Here is a 16,416-nt window from a genome sequence, read left to right on the forward strand (position 1 = left end):
AAACACCGCCTTATTGACTCATCAAATTATCCCGATCCGGCAAATAATGGCATGCCCGTAAAAGGGGAGACCGGCGATTGTTGCTTTGTCGCTTACGTACCAGGGAGTCTGTTTTGTTTCGATACACAACTTACATAATTAATAGCAACGTCAGTGTTGTCCAGCCTGGCAAGGAATGCGTATGAATGCCTCGATAACTGGCGTAGAAAATCGTGAGAATGGCTTTACCGGGCTGTTGAACCGCCTACGCGCCAATCCAAAGATTCCTTTGCTCGTCGCCGCTGCCGCCGCAGTATCTATTGTCGTCGCTCTGATGTTATGGGCAAAAAGCCCCGACTATCGCGTCCTTTACAGCAATCTGAGCGATCGCGATGGCGGTGCCATCGTCACCCAACTGACTCAGCTTAACATTCCTTATCGCTTTGCCGAAAACGGCGGTGCATTGCTGATCCCCGCAGACAAAGTGCATGAAACACGCCTGCGCCTAGCCCAGCAAGGTCTGCCGAAAGGCGGAGCTGTGGGTTTTGAGTTGCTGGATCAGGAAAAATTTGGCATTAGCCAGTTTAGTGAACAAATTAACTATCAACGGGCGTTGGAAGGGGAATTATCCCGTACCATTGAAACTCTCGGCCCGGTACTGAACGTTCGCGTTCATTTGGCTATGCCGAAACCCTCTCTATTTGTACGCGAGCAAAAATCGCCTTCTGCTTCCGTGACGCTGACTCTGCAACCTGGGCGCGCACTGGATGACGGCCAGATCAATGCCATTGTTTATATGGTTTCCAGCAGCGTAGCCGGTTTGCCGCCGGGTAACGTCACTGTCGTTGACCAAACCGGGCGTTTGCTGACTCAGTCAGATAGCGCGGGTCGCGATCTGAATGCAGCACAACTTAAATTTACCAACGAAGTTGAAGTACGCTTCCAGCGCCGCATCGAGTCGATTCTGGCACCGATGGTAGGTAACGGGAATGTGCATGCGCAGGTCACTGCCCAGGTTGATTTTGCCACTCGTGAACAGACCGACGAAGAATACAAACCAAATCAGCGGCCTGAACAGGGTGCGGTGCGGTCACAACAATTAAGCCAGAGCGAACAGGTTGGTGGCACTCCCATCGGCGGCGTTCCCGGTGCGTTATCCAATCAGCCTTCCGCTACACCGGCTGCACCGATTGAAACACCTGCTGCTCCAGGTGCCACCGGTGCCGCAGCAAATACTGCCACCGCGACGCCAGCCACCCGCAATACCAGTGCCGGAACCGCTGGCAAAAATGCGGTGCCGGGCAGCAGTCGCCGGGATGAAACGACCAACTATGAGGTTGATCGGACCATTCGTCACACCCAACAACAGGCCGGGATGGTACAACGCCTGTCTGTTGCGGTGGTGGTCAACTATCTGGGTATCGATAAAAAAAGCGGTAAACCGATCGCACTGAGTAAAGATCAATTGGCACAGATTGAAGCGCTGACCCGCGAAGCGATGGGCTTCTCTACCCAACGTGGGGATACGCTGAACGTAGTAAACACACCGTTTACCGAAGCCGAAGAAACCAATAGCGCGCTGCCATTCTGGAAATCGCAATCCTTCTTCGATCAAGTGTTGAATGCCGGTCGTTATCTGTTGATTCTGCTGGTTGCCTGGATTCTGTGGCGCAAACTGGTGCGTCCATTGATGGCCAAGAAAATGGAAGTCAATCCGGTTATCGCTGCCGCCAAAACAGTGGCGCAGACAGCAGAAGCGGCTGAATCAGCGAAACAAAGTAATGACGAGCTGGCCCAACGTAAGAAATCACAGCAGCGTGTGAGCGCTGAAGTTCAGGCCCAGCGTATCCGCGAACTTGCAGATAAAGATCCGCGCGTTGTCGCGCTGGTAATCCGCCAATGGATGAGTAATGACCAATGAGCCTGACCGGAACTGAAAAGAGCGCCATCATGCTGATGACGTTAGGCGAAGACCACGCCGCTGAAGTGTTCAAACACCTCTCGTCACGAGAGGTGCAGCAACTGAGTACCACGATGGCGAGTATGCGTCAGGTTTCTCATCAGCAATTAATCGATGTATTGGTTGAGTTTGAAGACGATGCTGAGCAGTACGCGGCGTTGAGCGTCAACGCCAGCGATTACCTGCGTGGCGTACTGGTTAAAGCCTTGGGCGAAGAACGTGCAGCCAGCCTGCTGGAAGATATTCTGGAATCTCGTGAAACCACCAGTGGCATGGAAACCCTCAACTTTATGGAACCGCAGATGGCAGCGGATCTGATTCGGGATGAGCATCCGCAGATCATTGCCACAATCTTGGTACACCTGAAGCGCGGTCAGGCTGCCGATATTCTGGCACTGTTCGACGAACGCCTGCGCAACGACGTTATGCTGCGTATCGCCACCTTTGGTGGTGTTCAGCCAGCGGCATTGGCCGAGTTAACCGAAGTCTTGAACAATCTGTTGGATGGCCAGAATCTTAAACGCAGCAAAATGGGCGGTATCCGTACTGCGGCCGAGATTATCAACCTGATGAAAACCCAGCAGGAAGAAGCGGTTATGGACGCCATGCGCGAGTACGATGGCGAACTGGCGCAAAAAATCATCGACGAAATGTTCCTGTTCGAAAACCTGGTCAGTATCGACGACCGCAGCATTCAACGTTTGCTGCAAGAAATCGACTCCGAATCTCTATTGGTTGCATTGAAAGGCTCGGATCAGGCATTGCGCGAACGCTTCCTCAGCAACATGTCTCTGCGTGCAGCCGAGATCCTCCGCGACGACTTGGCAACACGCGGGCCGGTACGGATGTCTCTGGTGGAAAACGAACAGAAAGCGATCCTGCTTATCGTCCGTCGTTTGGCGGAGAGTGGCGAAATCGTGATTGGCGGTGGCGAGGACATCTATGTCTGATCAGCTTAACGCCCTGCCCTGGCAGCCTTGGTCACCCAAGGATTTTGCCAGCCAATTTGAAACTGCGCCCATCCCCCTACCTGAGGTAATACTCACGCAGTTTGATGGCGCAGAAGATGAGGAACAGCAACCCGATCAGCAGCAAGTGTTGCAAAGTCTACAACAGCAGGCGGAGCAACAAGGCCGCCAGCAAGGTTTTGCCAAAGGATTGCAGGAAGGACTGGATCAAGGTTATCAGACAGGTCTGGCCGAAGGGCGTGAGCAAGGTATGCTGGAAGCACAAAAATTACAGGAACCGATGACGGCCCATTGGCAATCATTAGTCACTGATTTCCAGAACACTCTTGATTCTCTCGACAGCGTGATTGCTTCGCGTTTAATGCAACTGGCGCTGACGGCAGCCAAACAAATTCTCGGGCAACCAGCGATTTGCGACGGCACTGCGCTACTGGGGCAAATCCAGCAATTAATTCAGCAAGAGCCCATGTTTAACGGTAAACCGCAACTGCGGGTGAATCCGGACGATTTGGCAATGGTCGAGCAACGTTTGGGCGCGACCCTTAGTCTGCACGGCTGGCGGTTGTTGGCCGATAGTCAGATTCACGCAGGCGGTTGCAAAGTCAGTGCGGAAGAAGGCGATCTGGATGCCAGCGTAGCGACACGTTGGCATGAACTGTGCCGCCTGGCCGCACCGGGAGAGGTGTAATGACCGCCCGTCTTGGCCGTTGGTTGTCTACATTGGACAAATTGGAAGAACGGATTGTTCAGTCACCGACGGTACGCCGTTATGGTCGACTGACTCGTGCAACCGGTCTGGTACTGGAAGCCACCGGTTTGCAGTTGCCGCTAGGCGCGACCTGCCTGATTGAACGCCACGATGGCGGTGAAGTGCAGGAAGTGGAAAGCGAAGTGGTCGGTTTCAACGGCCAGCGCCTATTTCTGATGCCACTGGAAGAAGTTGAAGGGATTGTGCCCGGCGCGCGGGTGTATGCCCGAATCACCGCCAATGGCAACTCTGCCAGTAAACAACTGCCTCTCGGCCCGGAATTACTCGGACGTGTGCTGGACGGTAGCGCCAAACCACTGGATGGCCTGCCAGCACCAGAAACCGGTTATCGTGCTCCGTTGATGACACCGCCGGTTAACCCATTGCAACGTACCGCTATCGAACAGGTTCTGGATGTGGGCGTACGCACCATCAACGCCTTGCTGACTGTAGGTCGCGGCCAGCGTATGGGCCTGTTTGCCGGCTCAGGGGTAGGTAAAAGCGTCTTGCTCGGCATGATGGCTCGCTATACCCAAGCGGACGTCATTGTCGTTGGGCTGATTGGCGAACGTGGTCGTGAAGTCAAAGACTTTATTGAAAATATTCTGGGCGCTGAAGGTCGTGCCCGTTCAGTGGTGATTGCCGCACCGGCTGATGTTTCTCCGCTCCTGCGGATGCAGGGTGCCGCTTACGCGACCCGAATTGCCGAAGATTTCCGCGATCGCGGTCAGCACGTATTGCTGATTATGGATTCTCTGACCCGCTACGCCATGGCGCAACGTGAAATTGCCCTGGCCATTGGGGAGCCACCGGCAACCAAAGGCTACCCGCCGTCCGTGTTTGCCAAATTACCGGCCTTGGTGGAACGCGCCGGTAACGGCGTCAGCGGTGGCGGCTCAATCACCGCTTTTTATACCGTGCTAACCGAGGGTGATGATCAGCAAGATCCGATTGCCGACTCTGCCCGAGCCATTCTGGATGGCCATGTGGTGTTATCCCGGCGTCTGGCTGAATCCGGTAACTATCCAGCCATTGATATCGAAGCGTCAATCAGCCGTGCCATGACATCGCTGATTGATGACAATCACTATAGCAAGGTTCGTCAGTTCAAGCAGTTGCTGGCGAGTTATCAGCGGAATCGTGACTTGGTTAGTGTCGGTGCTTATGCGGCGGGCAGTGATCCACTGCTGGATCGTGCGATCCTACTTTATCCGCAAATGGAAACTTTCTTGCAGCAAGGAATGTTTGAGCGAAGTGACTATGAAGATGCCTGTAAACATCTTAATGCACTGCTTCCCGGCTAATCGGACGTCAGCATGCTGACGCCGGTTTTCATTCTGTAATGAATGTGGAACACGATGAAAAGTCAATCACCTCTTGTTACTCTGCGCGATTTGGCGCAGAAGGCCGTCGAAAAGGCCAGTACACAGTTGGGGCTGGTGCGCCAGTCGTACCTCCAGGCCGAGCAGCAATTAAATATGCTGCTTAACTATCAGGATGAGTATCGGGTCAAGCTAAACCATACCTTGTCCGATGGAATGGCTTCCTCAACCTGGCAGAATTACCAACAATTTATTCAGACGCTGGAACAAGCCATCGATCAGCATCGGCAGCAATTGTTGCAATGGAACCAACGGGTAGATCAAGCCGTGAAACATTGGCAAGAGAAACAGCAGCGGTTAAATGCGTTCGAAACATTGCAGGAACGGGCGGAAATCACCCAACGCCACCATGAAAACCGTATGGATCAAAAACTGATGGATGAGTTTGCTCAACGCAGCTCACAAAGGAGCCTTAATTCATGAATCTGTCTGTACTGCCCGGCGTTAGCACTCCCGTTGAAACTGACGGTGCAGCCTCTTCATCAATTGCCACGCTGTTCAGCGATGCCGGTTTACCGGCCGATTTTGCCGAACTCCTGGGCGGGCAACTCAGCCAATTGGCACAAAAACTGGATGCCACAGACGCCAGATCGTTGAAATCTTCGTTAGCTGCCGTCACCGGCCAAATTGCCGATACTGACGCAGAGATGACCCATCAGGGCAGTAGCAAACTGAATCAATTACTGGCGGCACTGGGTGATATGACGGCCACCCTGCCCGCCGGATTGACTCATGCCGGGCAGACTGACGCAGCCGGAGCCAAGAAAACAGCCGTTGATGATGATAAGAAAACCGATGTTCGAACGGATAAACCAGAACTGAATCCATTGCATACCCTGCTGGCGATGCTGCCGCATCAGGTAGCAACGACCCTGGCCAGCGGAAATAGCCTGAAATCTGCTTTGACCGCACAGGAAAATCTGTCGGCCAAGGGACCCGCATCCGGCAAAGACCAAGCTCTGATTGGCCTGTTGGGAGTCTCTGGGCAGGATAATGAATTGGGTACATTATTGAGTCGCGGTCAGCAAGATACCAATGGTAAAGCCACCGCCGATTTATTGGCCGGTGTCAAAACTAAAATCGATAAAGCCGATGTACGCCCGGATCGAGCTAACGCTCAGTCTCACGACAGCGCAGCCAGTAAAACAGCAGCCTTGAATGCATTAGTGGCACCGACCGATGCGACCAATAACGCGGATAAAACCTTACTCACCAGCACAATCACACCGTCGCTGCCTCCGGTATCCAGCCCGGTAATCGCGGCACCCACCGGTGGTCAAGTAATGGCACCGGTGGCCGGTCACCTGACAGCACAGTTAGGCAGTCAAGAATGGCAGCAGGCGTTAGGCCAGCAAGTGTTAATGTTTAGCCGTAATGGCCAGCAAAACGCAGAGTTGCGTTTGCATCCGCAAGAATTAGGCGCCCTGCAAATCAGTCTGAAGATTGAAGATAATCAGGCACAGTTGCACTTTGCTTCAGCTCACGGTCAGGTGCGAGCCGCACTGGAAGCGGCACTGCCAGGTTTACGTCATGCGCTGGCAGAAAGTGGCATTCAGTTGGGACAAAGTAGCGTCAGCAGCGAAGGTTCTTCGCAGTGGCAGCAAGCCCAACAACAGCAGCAACAACAAAATCAGCAAAATTATGCCGCCAATGGTCAACCGTCATACGGCGAAATCAGCGGGGAAAGCGATATGTTAACGCCGCTGACTACGCCAGCCGCGTTACAATCTTTGGCTTCTGGCAACGGTGGTGTTGATATTTTCGCCTAAAATTGAACAAACGGGCGAGCTAGGCCGTTTTTCCCCACCTATTCTGCCTATTGCTGGCCGGGATACGCGGGATAATCATAGCCAATATTCGTTTAGCGCGGGCAGGTTGTCGGAAGTGGCCAAGGTGGCGTCATCCTTCAACAGGTATACCCGCGTTATTATGCAGATACACGAAACAGGAATTTGTCTTCCCCATGTCTGATAATACCTTCCCGGCCAAGCGTAAAAGTTCAATCTGGGTAATTCTGCTGGTTCTGATCGCCGTGGCATCTGCTGCGGGCGGTGGCTATAGCTGGTGGATGCTGCACAACAGTAAACCGATCAATGCTAAACCCGCCCCAGTCGCACCGGTGTTTATGGCTCTCGATACCTTCACGGTTAATCTGATTACACCAGACAATAACCTGGATCGCGTACTGTATATTGGTTTGACTCTACGCCTGCCTGATGAAAATACCCGCCGCGCGTTGAATGACTATTTACCGGAAGTACGCAGCCGTTTACTGTTGCTGTTGTCTCGCCAAACTGCGGAAAGCTTGACCAATGAAGAAGGCAAGCAATTGTTAATCAAGCAAATTAAAACCGTCCTCAGCCCGGCAATGGTTAAAGGCCAACCTAATCAGGTAATCAGCGACGTGCTGTTTACCGCATTCATACTGCGATAATCATTATGGGCGACAGCATACTTTCACAAGCAGAAATTGATGCACTGTTAAACGGCGATAGCGGTAACGATGAACCGGTTGCCGTGGTTGGCAACGACAGTGATGTCAAACCATACGATCCAACAACCCAGCGCCGTGTGGTGCGTGAGCGTCTTCATGCGCTGGAGATCATCAATGAACGTTTTGCCCGTCACTTCCGCATGGGGTTGTTTAACCTGCTGCGTCGCAGTCCGGACATAACGGTCGGGCCGATTAAAATTCAGCCTTACCATGAATTTGCCCGCAACCTGCCGGTTCCTACCAACCTGAACCTGGTGCATCTCAAGCCACTGCGCGGTACCGCGCTGTTTGTGTTTGAGCCAAGCTTGGTATTTATTGCCGTGGATAACCTGTTCGGCGGGGATGGTCGATTCCCCACCAAGGTTGAAGGCCGCGAGTTCACCCATACTGAGCAGCGGGTGATTACCCGAATGTTGCGTTTGGCGCTGGACGCTTACCGCGACGCTTGGGGCGCGATTTACAAAATCGATGTGGAATATGTCCGTTCCGAAATTCAGGTGAAGTTTACCAACATCACGACTTCGCCAAACGACATTGTAGTCACGACTCCATTCCATGTAGAGATCGGTGCACTGAGCGGCGAATTCAACATCTGTATTCCTTTTGCCATGATTGAACCGCTGCGCGAGTTACTGACCAATCCACCATTGGAAAACTCCCGTCAGGAAGATAGCAACTGGCGCGAAACCCTGGTGAAACAGGTTCAGCACTCTGAGCTGGAATTGGTGGCCAACTTTGCCGAGATTCCGCTGCGATTATCCCAGATTCTAAAACTGAAACCGGGTGACGTATTACCGATAGACAAGCCGGACCGGCTAATTGCCCATGTTGACGGCGTGCCGGTACTGACCAGTCAGTACGGGACATTAAATGGGCAATATGCCCTCCGTGTTGAACATCTGATTAACCCTATTTTGAATGCTCTGAATGAGGAACAGCCTAATGAGTGACCCTAAGCTGCCGTCTGGCGATGGAAAGGAATCCGTGGAGGATCTGTGGGCTGATGCATTTAATGAGCAGCAAGCTACAGAAAAACCAGCGGCAACAACCGAAGGCGTATTTAAGTCGCTTGAGGCACAGGATGCACTAGGTAATTTGCAGGAAATCGATCTGATCCTGGATATTCCAGTGAAACTGTCTGTTGAACTGGGTCGCACCAAAATGACCATCAAAGAACTGCTGCGTCTGTCTCAAGGCTCGGTCGTGTCTCTGGATGGGTTGGCGGGTGAACCATTGGATATCCTGATTAACGGTTATTTGATTGCTCAGGGCGAAGTTGTCGTCGTCGCCGATAAATACGGTGTCCGTATTACCGATATTATCACTCCGTCTGAACGTATGCGTCGTCTGAGCCGTTAATGAGCGAAGCGCAAACGCCGGTGACCGGATTCGCCAGCACTCACCCCGGCGTAAGTAGCCAGAGTAGTGTTCCCGCCGCACCAGCTATGCCGGCGGGTTCAGTATTGACCCAGGTCGGTAGCGTTCTCGGCGGCGTTATTTTGCTGATTTTATTCGGAGCCTGGTTGATAAAACGACTGGGTTTTGCACCACAGGCACGTAACAACAAATTGCTGAACGTGCGCGGCAGTTGCCAGGTAGGTCAACGTGAGCGGGTGGTGATTGTTGAAGTCGATAACACCTGGCTGGTGCTGGGCGTCACGGCACAGCAAATCACGCCGCTGCATACTTTATCCAGCCCACCACCTGAGTTAACCGCCACGCCAGACAGCACTAAACCGGCTGATTTTCGTCAGCTGTTGCAAAAAATTCTGAAACATCCGGAAAAATCAGCATGATGTCCCTGCACTGTGAATCCAAAGCCACTTTCGCCCTAACGGTACGGATACGTCGTCTGTTGACCACGCTATTGACTTTCGCCACGCTGCTGGTTTCACCTGCGGTGTGCGCACAATTACCGGGCATCATCAGCCAACCGCTAGCTAACGGCGGACAGAGCTGGTCACTACCGGTACAAACATTAGTCCTCATCACGTCCCTCAGCTTCTTGCCGGCGGCATTGCTGATGATGACCAGTTTTACCCGCATTATTATTGTCCTCGGTCTATTGCGTAACGCCTTGGGTACGCCGTCTGCGCCACCCAATCAGGTGATGCTCGGACTGGCACTGTTTTTGACTTTCTTTATCATGTCACCGGTATTCGACAAGGTTTATCAGGATGCTTATCTGCCGTTCAGTCAGGATAAGATCAGTATGGATATTGCGATTGATAAAGGGGCACAGCCGCTGCGGGAGTTTATGTTACGCCAAACCCGCGAAACCGATTTGGCGCTGTACGCGCGTCTGGCAAATATGCCGGCATTTGAAGGCCCGGAAGCAGTACCGATGCGAATTTTGCTACCCGCCTATGTCACCAGTGAATTGAAAACTGCCTTCCAGATCGGGTTTACCGTTTTTATTCCTTTTCTGATCATTGACTTGGTAGTGGCCAGCGTATTGATGGCTCTCGGTATGATGATGGTACCGCCGGCAACCATATCGCTACCCTTTAAGCTGATGTTGTTTGTTCTGGTCGACGGCTGGCAACTGCTGCTCGGATCGCTGGCGCAAAGTTTCTACAGTTAATCTCCCACGACATCGGCAACACACTTTACAGAAGGTAGGCAATGACTCCTGAATCGGTAATGGCACTTGGCACCGAGGCCATGAAAATTGCCTTGGCACTGGCCGCTCCACTGCTACTGGCGGCGTTGATCAGCGGTTTGCTGGTCAGTTTGCTACAGGCAGCGACGCAGATTAACGAAATGACCTTATCTTTCATTCCGAAGATTCTGGCCGTTTTTGCCACCATGGTCATCGCTGGGCCGTGGATGTTGAACCTGATTTTGGATTATATGCGCAATCTGTTCACCAGCCTGCCAACGCTGATCGGCTAAGTATGCTCTCTTTTGATACCAGCCAACTCAGTCATTTGGTCAGCCAGTATTTCTGGCCGTTGGTGCGTGTGCTGGCATTGATCAGCACCGCGCCGGTTCTGAATGAAAAATCTATCAACCGCAAGGTCAAGGTCGGTTTGGCCGTGATGATCACCATTCTGATCGCCCCTTCCCTGCCACCCATTGCAATTCCTGTCTTTTCTGTCGGCGCTATCTGGGTGTTGATGCAGCAGGTCTTAATTGGCATTGCCATCGGCCTGACCATGCAGTTTGCCTTTGCGGCAATCCGCCTGGCGGGGGAAATCATCGGTTTGCAAATGGGGCTGTCCTTTGCCACTTTCTTTGATCCCTCCGGTGGCCCTAACATGCCAGTATTGGCTCGTTTGCTCAATTTACTGGCCATGCTACTGTTTTTATCGTTGAACGGACATCTCTGGATGATTTCGATGTTGGCTGACAGTTTCCATACGCTACCGATCCAATTTGCACCGCTTAACGGCGGGGGATTCCGCGCGCTGACCGAAATCGGATCGCTGATTTTCCTCAGCGGATTGATGCTGGCTCTACCGATGATCACCATTCTACTCACCCTGAACATGGCGCTGGGTATGCTGAACCGCATGACGCCACAGTTGTCGGTGTTCGTGATCGGTTTTCCTCTGACGCTGACTATCGGCATGCTAACGCTGGGTCTCATCATGCCTGCGCTGGCACCTTACTGCGAACACCTATTCGGCGAATTCTTTGATCGGCTGGCCGGCGTAGTCGGCGGCATGGCCGGATAAATCCCCCGCTGAATCCGTGGTCTGAGTCGTTTTGCTGGGTTCCGCCTTGATCAAGCCGCGGATAAAAAAGAAGGTATGCCATCCCAAACCTTAGTGGGAAAAGATGGCATACCGAAAAGTGTACCCGGTTTAAGCACACCTAAGGGGAACCCGCCGAACGCGTCAGCGGGGTAAGAACGCGGATTAACGATTAAGCTGGAACAGAGACATGCCTTGCATATCAGAGAAAGACTTATAAGAAGCTTGTAGTGCAGCTTGCTGCATAACATAGGACGAAATGGCAGCATTCCAGTCCACGTCCACCAAATCACTGAGGCGCTGTTTATTCACCAGCGTGCGATCACTGCCCAAGCTATCCAGACTGTCTAACTCCTGCAATTGCGTACCGATCTCAGCCTGCACTGATAACATATTATTCAATGAGTTATCTAACCCGCGGATCCCTTTATCCAGTTCAGCAGAGGCTTGCTGCTTCACCGCATCTGATGCTCCGGCCATCGGCGTTTTCAGTGATTTCAGTACTGTATCAATCGTATTGAAAATATTGCTTTCCGAGGCTGGCGTAGCGCCAGTCACTGGATCGGTAGGTTCAGGACGTGAATTAGCGGTCAGGGAAGTAAAGACGCCAGAACCGGTGTGACCCACAGCCATTGAGCGGCTGGAATCAACCTGTTGAGTCTGAGCTACATCGCCACCTTTATAAGTCACTGCGCCAGTCACCGGATCCGCAACGAAAGGTATTGTATCGTTTTTAAATCCGGCGAACATATAACGCCCGTTGCCGTCAGTGGAGTTAGCCTGATTCAGCAATTGGTCTTTTAAACCCTGTAGCTGAGTAGCATAAGATGCACGGTCATCGTCACTCAAAGAATCTTTACTGGCACTGATAACCAGAGTCTGAATCTGCTGCACCGTGCTGGTCACCTGAGATAACACCGTGGTTTCCAACGATGAGCTTTGGCGCGCATAGCTACGAGCCAGTCCATACTGACTATTCTCTGATTCGGCCTGAGATACCATAACCGCCTGTGAGGCCGCCATTGGATCATCCGAAGGGTTAATTACCCGTTTGCCAGCAGATAATTGCTCACCTGAGTGCAACCACAGGGATTGGGCATCAATGATGCCTCGCATATTTTGCTGATACAGCATGCTGGTACTTAAGCGCACGATGTCAGTTCCTTTTAGCGACTGTTCTGCATGATATTTCGCAGAACAGTGATTGAATATTTACCCCCGAAGGGATCGGTTTTAGCGAATAGCCAGCAAAGCATCAAACAACTTGGACGAGGCCTGAATGACCTGTGAATTAGCCAGATAATATTGCTGGAAGCGCAGTAAATCGCCATACTCTTCATCCAGGTTAACCCCAGAAATAGATTGCTGCTCCATATTAAGCTGCTTCACAATGTTCACTTTTGCGGTGGCATTCACCTTGGCAGTACTGGTCTGGTTACCGACGGTACTCACCAAGCCGGCGTAAGCGCCCGACAACGTCGCCTTGCCATCAACCAGTTTTTCTGTTTGCAGACCCAGCAACGCTTTAGCGTTAGTGTTATCACCTACACCACCGTCTTTACTGCCCGCGGCAGCAATTTTTGACGAGTCTTGAATCGCAACATCAAGATTGGAAATTACACCCGATACCGGTTTCACGGTGAATTTGTCACCCAGCACGGCTCCGGCACCGACCGTCACGTTCAGGCCATCAAAGCTCAGACTACCGTCGGCTTCGGTCTTTGGCATAATCTTGCTTTTATCTGACAAACGCGTGATTTGCCAGTTAGTGCCATCAAACTCCATGCTGTAATCGCTGGCTTTAACTTGGCTGCTATCGGCGAAAGTCACATTCAGGCTGCCCGTTCCCGTATTATTGCTATTGCTGATAGTGCTTGGCTGGGTAAAGTTAAAGAATTTTTCGCCTGCATCACCCTGTAGATCAAAGCCTTTCTCATGTTGCTGATTGAAACTGTCAGCCATGGCCAAAGCGAGCTGGCCCAATTGGTTACGGGCATTATCCAATGCTTCACTACGGAACTTCAGCGTACCGCCTAGAGAACCGGTACTGATGCGAGATTCATCTACTTCAGCCACCTCGCTGCCATTACCACGATCATAGCCCAGAGTCAGACGAGTCCCGTCAGCGCTGGAAGGCACTGCGCGAACATTGTATGACTCTGAACCCTGAACCAGCGCTAAACCGCCAGCAAAGGAAACGTTGTAAGCATCGCCATCTTGCTGGGTCACACTGACAGGAATGATAGTATTCAACTCGCTGACCAACTGATCACGCTGATCCAGCAACGCATTAGGCTCGCTACCGCTGCTACCGCGTAAACGGGTGATTTGATCGTTTAGGTTGGCGATTTGTTCGGCATAGTTATTAATCTTGGTCGCGCTATCATTAATACTTTGGTTAATACCGTTATTCATGTCCTGCAAATATTTATCTGCATTTTTGAACTGGTTGACTAAACCTTCCGCTTTACCCAGCACCGTCTTGCGTGCCGCATCATCGCTGGAGTTACTCGCCAGATTTTGTAGGTTGCTGAAGAAGTCTTGCAGGGTGACTGACAGATTATTGCTCTTGTTCGCCAACAGATTATCAATCTGCGAAACCTGGTTGTAATAAGTGGTCAGCCCGGCACTTTCAGTTTGTGCCGAGCGCAGCTGATTACTGATAAACGAATTGTATTCGCGATTAATGCCAGTAATGGTCACACCATTACCAATAAAACCAGCCGGTGACAAGATGCCGCCATTTTGAGCAAAAATAGCATTTTGGCGGTTATAACCTGTTACCTGGAAGTTACTAATGTTGTTACCGACGGTGCTCAGGGCATACTGCGCGGCGCTCAGACCACTCATCGCAGTGTTAATCAGGTTGTTGGACATAAAGAAATCCTTTTACTGCAGGTGCTCTAACGTATGTCACCTGCGGTGATGAATAGGGTTACTGGGACAGACTAATTAGCCTCCGCGCAGCCTGTATTATTTATCGGCTCATAATTGAAAAACTTGAGTGGGAATTTTGCAAAAAAACCCATTAATTCCGTCGAATAAACCTGCCATGAGTGTAAAAAAACCGCCCACAGACAAGTCTATGAGCGGTGGGTAGATTGAACAGCCGATCGACTCCGTCTACTCAGAAAATCTGGCTTAAATCATGGGTATAGGCTTTAACCACTTGGCCACCGGCATTTTTCATCTGCTGGATCACGCCAACCAGTTTCTGCGCATACTGCGGGTCGGTAGCATAACCGGCCCGTTGCAGAGCATGAGCGGCTTGCTCAGGGGTACTGGCCGCGGCCACTTCGGCATAACGCGGATTCTTGGTCAGCAATTTAACGTAATCGCTAATCGCCTCCACATAGGAACCGTAAACACGGAAGCTGGCTTTGGTTTTCTTCGCCACCCCTTGCTCATATTCAGTGGTTGTGATTTCACTCACCGGGCCATCCCAGTTACTGCCAGCCTTGATGCCAAACAGGTTGAAACTGGTTTTACCTTCAGCCGTTGGGATCTCACGCCGTCCCCAACCGGATTCCAGCGCTGCCTGAGCCACAATCAATTGATGAGGAATACCGCTCTGCTGGCTAGCCACTTTGGCTGGAATCGACAAGCGGGAGACAAAGTTATGATTATTCAGCGATAGTGGGCTGGCACCATCGGCAGGGGGGGTCGGAATAGCCCGACGCATCATCTGCGCCAAAGCCTGAGCAGGCAGGCTCTGCATCACTTCTTTATCCAGCGCCATCGGTACTGTTCCGGATGTTTCACTCGGTGACTGACTGCCGGAAAGCTGTTTGACCATCATATCGGCCAAACCCAAGCCTTTGACTGACATTTCCTGCGCAATCTGCTGGTCATACATCGAGGTGTACAGCCGAGACTGATCACTGCTCAATGGACCATCTTCCGGCATCGCTGAACGCATGCTTTTCAGCATCATTTGTACAAACATTCCCTCAACCTGCTGGGCTACCTGCTTCAAGTTGCCCTGCGGATCTCTGGCCACATCACGCTTTAACGCGTTCAGTGATTGGGCGTCGTAAGCCGCCCCAGACATCGCCATTAAATCACTCATCAGATAATTTCCAGCTTGGCGTGCAGGCAGCCAGCACTTTCCATTGCCTGCAAAATAGACATCAGATCGATTGGCGTTGCGCCGAGGGTGTTCAGCGCCCGAATAACGTTGTTCAGGTTCGGACTGGCATTCACTTTCTGCAATGCTCCACCTTCCTGACGAACTGAAATTTGGGTGTTCGGCGTCACCACGGTTTGACCACCACCGAATGGTGTATCCGGCTGGCTGACGGTATTTTGCTTATCAACCACCACGGACAGATTGCCCTGTGCAACGGCACAAGAGTCCAGCACCACATTACGGTTCATCACCACCGAACCGGTGCGGGAATTGATAATGACTTTGGCGTCTCCCGGATCAACGTTCACCGGAATATTCTGGATATCCGCCAGGAAACGCACCTGAGAACTGCCACCGGTGGGAACCAAAACCTGAATGGTACGCGCATCAATCGCGGTAGCCGAACCAAAACCGCGTGAACGGTTGATAGCATCGCTGATTTGCTGCGCCAGCGTGAAATCTTCGTTATTTAACTGAAGGTTAATCACACCGCTGTTACCAAAGGTGGTCGGTAATTCTCGCTCGATGGTCGCGCCGTTACTGATTCGTCCACCAGCAAGCTGATTGACCGTCACGCTGCTGCCGCCGGATGATGCGCCAGCGCCACCCACCAGCACGTTACCCTGAGCTAGTGCATAGACCTGATTATCAACGCCTTTCAGCGGTGTCATCAGTAAGGTGCCACCACGGATACTCTTGGCATTACCCATTGAAGAAACTACCACATCGATAGTTTGTCCAGTACGGGAGAATGCCGGTAGTTTGGCCGTCACCATCACCGCAGCCACGTTTTTCAATTGCATATTGGTGCCCGGTGGCACAGTAATACCCAATTGAGACAACATGTTACTCAGGCTTTGTGTGGTAAACGGCGTTTGCATGGTTTGGTCGCCGGAGCCATCCAGCCCAACGACCAGCCCGTAGCCAATCAGGGCGTTATCCCGCACACCCTGAACGGTAACCAAGTCACGAATTCTTTCGGCCGATGCCGGCAACCACACCAACGATAACAATGCGGCAAAGAGCGGGATCAGAGATTGTTTACGCATTAAAAGGCC

17 protein-coding genes are annotated in these 16,416 nt (G+C 51.9%); 13 read left to right on the plus strand and 4 right to left on the minus strand.

Annotation, left to right across the window (positions count from 1 at the left end):
* The first annotated feature begins 181 nt into the window (after window positions 1–181).
* From fliF to fliR, 13 genes are all read left to right on the plus strand, one after another.
* Complete coding sequence (gene fliF, locus DJ39_RS13185) at window positions 182–1,900, plus strand: flagellar basal-body MS-ring/collar protein FliF (RefSeq protein ID WP_038251464.1); 1,719 nt, start codon at window positions 182–184, stop codon at window positions 1,898–1,900.
* On the plus strand, window positions 1,897–2,889 hold the full coding sequence (gene fliG, locus DJ39_RS13190; protein WP_038241999.1) for a flagellar motor switch protein FliG: 993 nt from the start codon (window positions 1,897–1,899) through the stop codon (window positions 2,887–2,889). Before fliF ends, fliG begins: the two co-directional genes overlap by 4 nt.
* Entirely contained in the window at window positions 2,882–3,595 is a 714-nt protein-coding gene (gene fliH, locus DJ39_RS13195; RefSeq protein WP_038251465.1) for a flagellar assembly protein FliH, read from the plus strand. Before fliG ends, fliH begins: the two co-directional genes overlap by 8 nt.
* Window positions 3,595–4,959, plus strand: coding sequence for a flagellar protein export ATPase FliI (gene fliI / locus DJ39_RS13200; protein WP_004720702.1), 1,365 nt, complete (start codon window positions 3,595–3,597; stop codon window positions 4,957–4,959). Before fliH ends, fliI begins: the two co-directional genes overlap by 1 nt.
* A 54-nt stretch (window positions 4,960–5,013) precedes the next feature.
* Entirely contained in the window at window positions 5,014–5,460 is a 447-nt protein-coding gene (gene fliJ, locus DJ39_RS13205; protein ID WP_038242007.1) for a flagellar export protein FliJ, read from the plus strand.
* Window positions 5,457–6,806, plus strand: a complete 1,350-nt coding sequence (locus tag DJ39_RS13210; protein WP_038251466.1) for a flagellar hook-length control protein FliK — start codon at window positions 5,457–5,459, stop codon at window positions 6,804–6,806. Before fliJ ends, DJ39_RS13210 begins: the two co-directional genes overlap by 4 nt.
* A 194-nt stretch (window positions 6,807–7,000) precedes the next feature.
* Window positions 7,001–7,471 (plus strand): flagellar basal body-associated protein FliL, encoded by a 471-nt coding sequence (gene fliL, locus DJ39_RS13215; RefSeq protein WP_004720709.1) that lies wholly within the window; start codon window positions 7,001–7,003, stop codon window positions 7,469–7,471.
* 5 nt (window positions 7,472–7,476) lie between these two features.
* The gene (fliM, locus tag DJ39_RS13220) at window positions 7,477–8,481 is read left to right on the plus strand and encodes a flagellar motor switch protein FliM (protein WP_004720712.1); all 1,005 of its coding nucleotides are present in this window, start codon (window positions 7,477–7,479) and stop codon (window positions 8,479–8,481) included.
* On the plus strand, window positions 8,474–8,890 hold the full coding sequence (fliN, locus tag DJ39_RS13225; protein WP_038242011.1) for a flagellar motor switch protein FliN: 417 nt from the start codon (window positions 8,474–8,476) through the stop codon (window positions 8,888–8,890). The genes fliM and fliN overlap by 8 nt, the downstream gene beginning before the upstream one ends.
* The gene (gene fliO / locus DJ39_RS13230) at window positions 8,890–9,327 is read left to right on the plus strand and encodes a flagellar biosynthetic protein FliO (protein WP_045844150.1); all 438 of its coding nucleotides are present in this window, start codon (window positions 8,890–8,892) and stop codon (window positions 9,325–9,327) included. The genes fliN and fliO overlap by 1 nt, the downstream gene beginning before the upstream one ends.
* A gap of 47 nt (window positions 9,328–9,374) precedes the next feature.
* A complete protein-coding gene (gene fliP / locus DJ39_RS13235; protein WP_069971761.1) occupies window positions 9,375–10,115 on the plus strand; it encodes a flagellar type III secretion system pore protein FliP in 741 nt (246 codons plus the stop codon).
* Window positions 10,116–10,156: 41 nt separating this feature from the next.
* Window positions 10,157–10,426: a flagellar biosynthesis protein FliQ gene (gene fliQ, locus DJ39_RS13240; protein WP_038242013.1), complete on the plus strand. Its 270-nt coding sequence runs from the start codon at window positions 10,157–10,159 to the stop codon at window positions 10,424–10,426.
* A gap of 2 nt (window positions 10,427–10,428) precedes the next feature.
* Entirely contained in the window at window positions 10,429–11,211 is a 783-nt protein-coding gene (fliR, locus tag DJ39_RS13245) for a flagellar biosynthetic protein FliR (RefSeq protein WP_004720718.1), read from the plus strand.
* A 183-nt stretch (window positions 11,212–11,394) separates the two neighbouring features.
* Here the strand turns inward: fliR and flgL are convergent, their stop codons facing one another.
* The 4 genes from flgL to DJ39_RS13265 all read right to left on the minus strand — a co-directional run bounded on the left by flgL (window position 11,395) and on the right by DJ39_RS13265 (window position 16,407).
* On the minus strand, window positions 11,395–12,381 hold the full coding sequence (gene flgL / locus DJ39_RS13250) for a flagellar hook-associated protein FlgL (RefSeq protein ID WP_038242015.1): 987 nt from the start codon (window positions 12,379–12,381) through the stop codon (window positions 11,395–11,397).
* Window positions 12,382–12,462: 81 nt separating this feature from the next.
* Window positions 12,463–14,106: a flagellar hook-associated protein FlgK gene (flgK, locus tag DJ39_RS13255; protein ID WP_004720722.1), complete on the minus strand. Its 1,644-nt coding sequence runs from the start codon at window positions 14,104–14,106 to the stop codon at window positions 12,463–12,465.
* A gap of 250 nt (window positions 14,107–14,356) precedes the next feature.
* Complete coding sequence (gene flgJ / locus DJ39_RS13260; protein ID WP_038242018.1) at window positions 14,357–15,298, minus strand: flagellar assembly peptidoglycan hydrolase FlgJ; 942 nt, start codon at window positions 15,296–15,298, stop codon at window positions 14,357–14,359.
* Window positions 15,298–16,407: a flagellar basal body P-ring protein FlgI gene (locus tag DJ39_RS13265; RefSeq protein ID WP_004720723.1), complete on the minus strand. Its 1,110-nt coding sequence runs from the start codon at window positions 16,405–16,407 to the stop codon at window positions 15,298–15,300. Before DJ39_RS13265 ends, flgJ begins: the two co-directional genes overlap by 1 nt.
* Between the last annotated feature and the right edge of the window lie 9 nt (window positions 16,408–16,416).

This window comes from Yersinia ruckeri ATCC 29473 (assembly GCF_000754815.1).
Lineage (GTDB): Bacteria > Pseudomonadota > Gammaproteobacteria > Enterobacterales > Enterobacteriaceae > Yersinia > Yersinia ruckeri.

Coding starts and splice junctions, on each gene's coding strand:
- fliQ (WP_038242013.1), top strand. CDS start 10,157: ATGACTCCTGAATCGGTAATGGCACTTGGCACCGAGGCCATGAAAATT.
- flgJ (WP_038242018.1), bottom strand. CDS start 15,298: ATGAGTGATTTAATGGCGATGTCTGGGGCGGCTTACGACGCCCAATCA.
- fliN (WP_038242011.1), top strand. CDS start 8,474: ATGAGTGACCCTAAGCTGCCGTCTGGCGATGGAAAGGAATCCGTGGAG.
- fliL (WP_004720709.1), top strand. CDS start 7,001: ATGTCTGATAATACCTTCCCGGCCAAGCGTAAAAGTTCAATCTGGGTA.
- fliI (WP_004720702.1), top strand. CDS start 3,595: ATGACCGCCCGTCTTGGCCGTTGGTTGTCTACATTGGACAAATTGGAA.
- flgK (WP_004720722.1), bottom strand. CDS start 14,106: ATGTCCAACAACCTGATTAACACTGCGATGAGTGGTCTGAGCGCCGCG.
- DJ39_RS13265 (WP_004720723.1), bottom strand. CDS start 16,407: ATGCGTAAACAATCTCTGATCCCGCTCTTTGCCGCATTGTTATCGTTG.
- fliM (WP_004720712.1), top strand. CDS start 7,477: ATGGGCGACAGCATACTTTCACAAGCAGAAATTGATGCACTGTTAAAC.
- fliF (WP_038251464.1), top strand. CDS start 182: ATGAATGCCTCGATAACTGGCGTAGAAAATCGTGAGAATGGCTTTACC.
- fliG (WP_038241999.1), top strand. CDS start 1,897: ATGAGCCTGACCGGAACTGAAAAGAGCGCCATCATGCTGATGACGTTA.
- fliR (WP_004720718.1), top strand. CDS start 10,429: ATGCTCTCTTTTGATACCAGCCAACTCAGTCATTTGGTCAGCCAGTAT.
- fliO (WP_045844150.1), top strand. CDS start 8,890: ATGAGCGAAGCGCAAACGCCGGTGACCGGATTCGCCAGCACTCACCCC.
- fliJ (WP_038242007.1), top strand. CDS start 5,014: ATGAAAAGTCAATCACCTCTTGTTACTCTGCGCGATTTGGCGCAGAAG.
- DJ39_RS13210 (WP_038251466.1), top strand. CDS start 5,457: ATGAATCTGTCTGTACTGCCCGGCGTTAGCACTCCCGTTGAAACTGAC.
- fliH (WP_038251465.1), top strand. CDS start 2,882: ATGTCTGATCAGCTTAACGCCCTGCCCTGGCAGCCTTGGTCACCCAAG.